At 27.7% G+C, this 5,920-nt stretch carries 7 protein-coding genes; all 7 read left to right on the plus strand.

Translation table 11 applies throughout. From position 1 onward, the window contains the following. Positions 1–375 precede the first annotated feature (375 nt). On the plus strand, positions 376–1,026 hold the full coding sequence (locus KGF50_RS19865; RefSeq protein ID WP_227849659.1) for a membrane protein insertase YidC: 651 nt from the start codon (positions 376–378) through the stop codon (positions 1,024–1,026). A 175-nt stretch (positions 1,027–1,201) separates the two neighbouring features. Then, complete coding sequence (locus KGF50_RS19870) at positions 1,202–1,870, plus strand: response regulator transcription factor (RefSeq protein WP_227849660.1); 669 nt, start codon at positions 1,202–1,204, stop codon at positions 1,868–1,870. Continuing rightward, positions 1,870–3,003 (plus strand): sensor histidine kinase, encoded by a 1,134-nt coding sequence (locus tag KGF50_RS19875; RefSeq protein WP_227849661.1) that lies wholly within the window; start codon positions 1,870–1,872, stop codon positions 3,001–3,003. The genes KGF50_RS19870 and KGF50_RS19875 overlap by 1 nt, the downstream gene beginning before the upstream one ends. 256 nt (positions 3,004–3,259) lie before the next feature. Continuing rightward, positions 3,260–3,388 carry a hypothetical protein gene (locus KGF50_RS22430; RefSeq protein ID WP_413926847.1) on the plus strand — a complete coding sequence of 43 codons (129 nt, stop codon included), beginning with the start codon at positions 3,260–3,262 and terminating at the stop codon, positions 3,386–3,388. After that, complete coding sequence (locus KGF50_RS19880) at positions 3,385–4,230, plus strand: ABC transporter ATP-binding protein (protein WP_227849662.1); 846 nt, start codon at positions 3,385–3,387, stop codon at positions 4,228–4,230. The genes KGF50_RS22430 and KGF50_RS19880 overlap by 4 nt, the downstream gene beginning before the upstream one ends. A gap of 23 nt (positions 4,231–4,253) precedes the next feature. Then, positions 4,254–5,258, plus strand: coding sequence for an ABC transporter permease (locus KGF50_RS19885; RefSeq protein WP_413926848.1), 1,005 nt, complete (start codon positions 4,254–4,256; stop codon positions 5,256–5,258). A gap of 2 nt (positions 5,259–5,260) precedes the next feature. Further along, the coding region (locus KGF50_RS19890; protein ID WP_227849664.1) for an ABC transporter permease at positions 5,261–5,920 on the plus strand (660 nt) is incomplete at its 3' end.

Raw genomic sequence — 5,920 nt, forward strand, 5'->3', positions numbered from 1 at the left:
GATTAATATACTATAATTATCTAAACATAAACATAAACATAAACATAAACATAAATGTAAAAACAAATATAAATACTGATGAGGTGATGTAATGAGATTGGATATGGATAACATGTTGTATATACTAATTTATATGACATTATTAGTATCTATCCTTGGATGCATAATTTACTTTTGTAAAGACCTCTTATATCATAAAGTTAAATATGTTTTAATAAAAAATATATTTATAAATAGATTTACATATTCTGAAAAAAGATTGCCTAAGCATTATATTGTTTTTCAAAAATATGATATTTGGAGGTATTATAGTATATTTTAATTTGAAATGATTCTATTACAGTTCAATAATTTAAAACAAAAGGAGAGAATAGAATGGATTTCATTTCAAATATACTACAAGAGGTATTAAATATATTATTTAGTTTTACAGGAGATTTTGGGATTGCAATAGTACTTATAACTTTAATAGTAAAGTTGGTACTAATGCCGTTGTCATTAAAACAAAGATTTTCTATGAAAAAACAACAAGAATTGGCAGAAAAAATGGGACATATAAAAGAAAAATATAAAGATAATGCTAAAGAACTTGAAAAGCAACTACAGATACACTCTGTGGAAAGCATGAAGAGTATGATTGGGTGTTCCACAATTTTACTACAAATGCCAGTAATATATGCACTGTATCATGTATGCTTAAACATGCCAAAGGGATTTACAACAGTTATAATTCCTTGGATTGCTAATTTAAATACAGCTGATAATTTATTTATACTACCTTGTATATACACATTAACTATGTTAGCTCCAAATTTAATAAATTATATACCATATTTTAAGGTGAATTCTCAAAGAACATTTAATAAACAAACGGTTATAATGACTACTATAACAAGTCTTATAATAACTGTTAGAACTCCAGTAGCCTTGGGTCTATATTTTACAACAAGTGCAATTTATGCATTAATTGAAGAGATTTGTTTTAGAATATATTTTAATCAAAAAAATAAGCTAGTATTAAAATAATATAATAAGTATTTTAGAATTTCTTAGCCTGCCAACATGAAGCAAAGTTGGCAGGCTATTTTTATAAATTGGTAGGTTATTTTTATAAACATGTTATTTTCTAAAAAACAGTTACAAAATAAATAAATTAATATAAACTAAAATAAAGTTAAAAAACTGAGGTGATAAAATAATAATGTCTAAAATCTTAGTAGTAGAAGATGAAAAAAGAATGCAAGATATAATTGTAGAATACATGCAAAAGGGAGGATATACTTGCATAACTGCTGATGATGGAGTAGAAGCACTTACAATACTGAAGAATAATGATATAGATTTAATGATATTGGATATTATGATGCCGTATTTAGATGGATTCTCAGTATGTAGAGTTTCACGTGAAATGACTAATATACCTATTATTATATTGACAGCTAAAGGTGAAGAAGAAGATAAATTAAAAGGTTATGAATATGGAGCTGATGATTATATAACAAAACCATTTAGTCCAAAGGTGTTATTAGCAAAAGTGACAGCATTACTTAGTAGGTATACTGTTGATATTCCAAAAAATTCATTGAGTGTAGGTAAGCTATTTATTACATTGAAGTCAAGGCAAGTATATGTAGAGGATAAACTTATTGATTTAACATACAAGGAATTTGAATTATTACGTTTATTTATGGAAAATCCTAATCAAGTTTTTTCTAGAGATAAGTTATTGAATTGTATATGGGGATATGATTTTGAAGGAAATACACGAACTGTAGATACACACATAAAGACTTTGCGTAAAAAACTCGGTAGTGAAGGTCATCATATAGTTACATTAATTCGTTCAGGATATAAGTTTGAGGTTAAATAATGGCTAATTTAAGAAAGTTTATAAATAAATTAAAGAATGTAAATATGTCAAGTTGGATTAAGACAAATTTTGGATTATACTCAGTGAGAAAAAAAGTATTTTTTCTTTCTAAACTGGCAGGAGCAAGTATTATATTGTTTTATCTTATTGTTGAAGAACTTCCAATAAATAGTAGGCTTGGATTTTGGATTTGGTTTATAGTAATGATTATATTTATTTTAGGTATTGATTTTTTATTGGGAAGGTTTATTTCAGAGCCAATTACCTCTATAAATAAATCTGCAAAGAATATGTCACAACTAGATTTTTCTAATCCATGTACTGTTAACACGAATGACGAATTTGGAGAACTTTCTAGGAGTTTAAATACAATGTCTACAAATTTACAACAGGCTTTGTTAGAGCTGGAAGGTGCAAATATCCAACTTGAAAAAGATGTAAATAAGGAAAGAATGTTATTAGAGCAAAGAAAGGAATTAGTGGACACAATTTCACATGAAATGAAAACACCACTTGGTATTATTCGTGCTTATACAGAGGGTCTTATGGATGAAGTTGATGAAGAAAAGAAGAAGCTTTATATGAACATCATTATAGAAGAAACTGATAGAATGAACAATATGATTGTATCGTTGTTAGATTTATCTGCCTTAGAAGCAGGCGTATCTAAACTCAATCCAGAGCGTTTTGATTTTATAGAATTTGTTGAAACTGTGGCAGGGCGTCTATTAATTGATGTTCCAGATATTGATTTTTATTTTACTTATGATTTGCCAGAAAATAAGGTTTTTGTTGTTGTAGATAGAACGAGAATGGAGCAAGTAGTAGAAAATTTAATTATCAATGCAAAGAAGCACGTCAAGTATAATGGCAATTTAGACTTATCTGTTACATTATGTAATGGTTTACTTGTTTTTAAGATTTATAATGATGGTAAGACTATAGAGCTAGATGAGATTCCAAAGATTTGGTCTAAATTTTATCGTAGCACTGAATCTCAAAGCAAAGGTGGTTCTGGTCTAGGACTTGCTATTGTTTCACAAATACTTACAATGCAAGGTTTAAAGTATGGAGTTGAAAATCTTGATAAAGGAGTAGAGTTTTATTTTATGATTCCAATTGATGATAAGTGAGGAATAGCTTATAAATCATAAAAGATAAAATGCTTGATAAAATTGCCTAATAAAAAAATTAATAAAATATCTTAATAAAAAATTTTAACAAAAAGTATCTAATAAAAAGTTCTGTTTTCTTGGTGAAAACAGGACTTTTTATTATTTCACTTCAATTTCACAAGAGAGACACCTTGATTTCACTTGATGGCAATAAAATAATTTAAAGAAATAAATAAAACATAATCACTAAGTAAAACAGGAGGGAGGGGTATTTGTGAAATGGTATACATGGTTAATTATCGTACTAATAGTTTTAGTTTCTATTCCATTTAAAGTTAAATTTATAAAATGGTGGGATAGACGACAGAAAGAAAAAAAGGACAAGGAGGATTATAATGTATGATAAAAGTCAAAGAACTGACATTCTCTTATGGAAAAGATAAACAGATATTACATGGGCTTGATTTTGATGTAAAAGAAGGTGAGATATTTGGATTTCTTGGACCTAATGGTTCAGGAAAATCAACAACACAAAAAATATTGAATGGAGTTTTAAAAGGGTATGGTGGCCAAGTATCACTTTTTGGAAAAGAAGTTGAAGCATATACAGAATCTTTATATCAAAAAATTGGTGTTCTATTTGAGTTCCCATATTTATATACAAATTTAAGTGCAATTGACAACCTTGAATATTTTTCATCCTTTTATCCTAAGAAACAGAGAAGAGATATAGGTGAGCTTTTAGATTTGTTAGAGTTTAAGAAAGAGTTTATAAATAAACCTGTATCATCTTATTCAAAAGGAATGAAACAACGTATCAGCATGGCAAGGGCGTTAATAAGCAATCCAAGACTGTTGTTTTTAGATGAGCCTACTAGTGGGCTTGACCCATCTGGAGCTGTATTGTTTCGTAAAATTATTGAAGAAGAACGAAAAAAAGGAACGACTATATTTTTAACTACTCATAATATGTTGGATGCGGATTTAATGTGTAACAGAGTAGCTTTCATTGCAGATGGTAAAATCATGGCAATAGGTAGCCCTAAAAATTTAAAGGTGAAAAATAGTAATAATAAGGTTGAAGTTGAGTTTATATATTATGGGAAACGAGAGAGTAAGAGTTTAGACATGGAAGAATTAGAATCTGGTATGACTTTTGAATATGATGAGATATTGAGTGTACATTCAAAAGAGCCTACTTTAGAAGAGATTTTTATTAAATATACAGGAAGGATGTTATATTGATGTATTCTAAATTTTTAACCTTAATGAAAAAAGATTTATGGATGATTATTTATGGCAAATTCTTTATATTAGCCCTTTCATCTCTTATACTTTATTCATGCTATATTAATTTTGGTTATATAAAATTTATGGATGAAGATTCCTATCACAACAGTGTTTATATGTACGAACCAGAGAATACAAGTATGCATGAATCTCCATTAATTCATCCTGTTTCTTCTATTGATGAATTAAAATCAAAACTATCTGAAGATACAAATGCAGTTGGGATTGATGCTAGTGGGAATAAAGCAAATGTAATTTTATATGAGAGTATTAAAGGAGTTGATAATTATAGGGCTGATTATGCATTGTCCTTGCTATTATCACAAAAAGATAATGATGCAAAAATATCAGAAAAAGACGAAGTAATTCAAATCAATTATGAAGATACATCTGAGATGAAACTACGAAAAGAAATGACTTGTGAGATTTTATTTTTTGAAATTGTAGCGATTGGATTTTTAGGTATTGCTTCATTACTGTTTAAAGAGAAGCAAATGGGTGTAATGCGTATCACAGGTATTTTGCCTGTAAAAAGAAGTCTTTTTATATTATCAAAAATATCTATATTTCTGATATGTGACCTATGTTTTACAGTACTTTTATTAATAATTAATGTTGGATTTTTTGAAGGAATAAAAATACTCCCTCAGGTGCTAGTTCAAACTGGAATTTTATCCATTATTATGTCTTTAATTGGATTTGGATGTTCAATGTTACTAAAGGATTTTAAACAATTTTCTCTTGTATATCTTTTAGTTGCTGTATTTATAACTACGCCTGTGTTTTTGTCTGTAAATACGTCTTTTGAAATAGGTTGGATTAAATATCATCCTTTTTATCATGTTTATAATGAGTTAAAAAATGCTTTTTTTATACGTTTCTCGAGTGAAATTAGTTATTTTATTGCATGCTCTTTGACAATAATAGTTCTTTTTTTACTTGTTAAAAATGTTTTTGATAAAGAATTGATTAGGGAGGGATAGTGTTGATAGGATTACGTTATCAGTTGAAGAGTATAAGAAAAGATAAAATGTGCATAATTTCTTTCTTTTTACCAATTGTCATGGCTGTTTTAATAAATATTGTTGGAACCATTGATATATCTTCAATAGGTGAGTTGCAATTTGGTATAGTAAAAAATACACTTTCTACACAGACAGAGCAATGGCTAAGTAGATATGGGTCAGTTGAACAATATCAAACTGAGAATCATTTAATAAGTGAAGTTAAAAATATTAAAACAAATACAATCGGAGTTGTTAGTAATGGTGAGGCGATTCAAACTATAGTTTATGGAAATGAGATTAATACTATAAAAAATGTAGCAAAGATGTTACCTAAAATTTTTAGACTAAAGGGAGATTTAGAAAATACTGAGGTTACTATATTACCTAAAGACAATGTATTAAAAGAATTTCAAAATATTTTTATTGCTATGATTTTAATTACAGCTATGTTTATGGGATGTACTTTTAATGCAATGAATATTATATCTGAAAAAGAGGATGGAATTTCATTTATCAATGAAATTTTACCACAAACTAGGAGCCAATATATTATTCAGAAAGTATTTATAGGTTTTTTATGTGGGTGTTTATCTTCAATTGTAACTGTATTTATATGTCTAAGGATTTCAATATTAGAT

This window comes from Clostridioides sp. ZZV15-6598 (genome assembly GCF_020657705.1).
Lineage (GTDB): Bacteria > Bacillota > Clostridia > Peptostreptococcales > Peptostreptococcaceae > Clostridioides > Clostridioides difficile_F.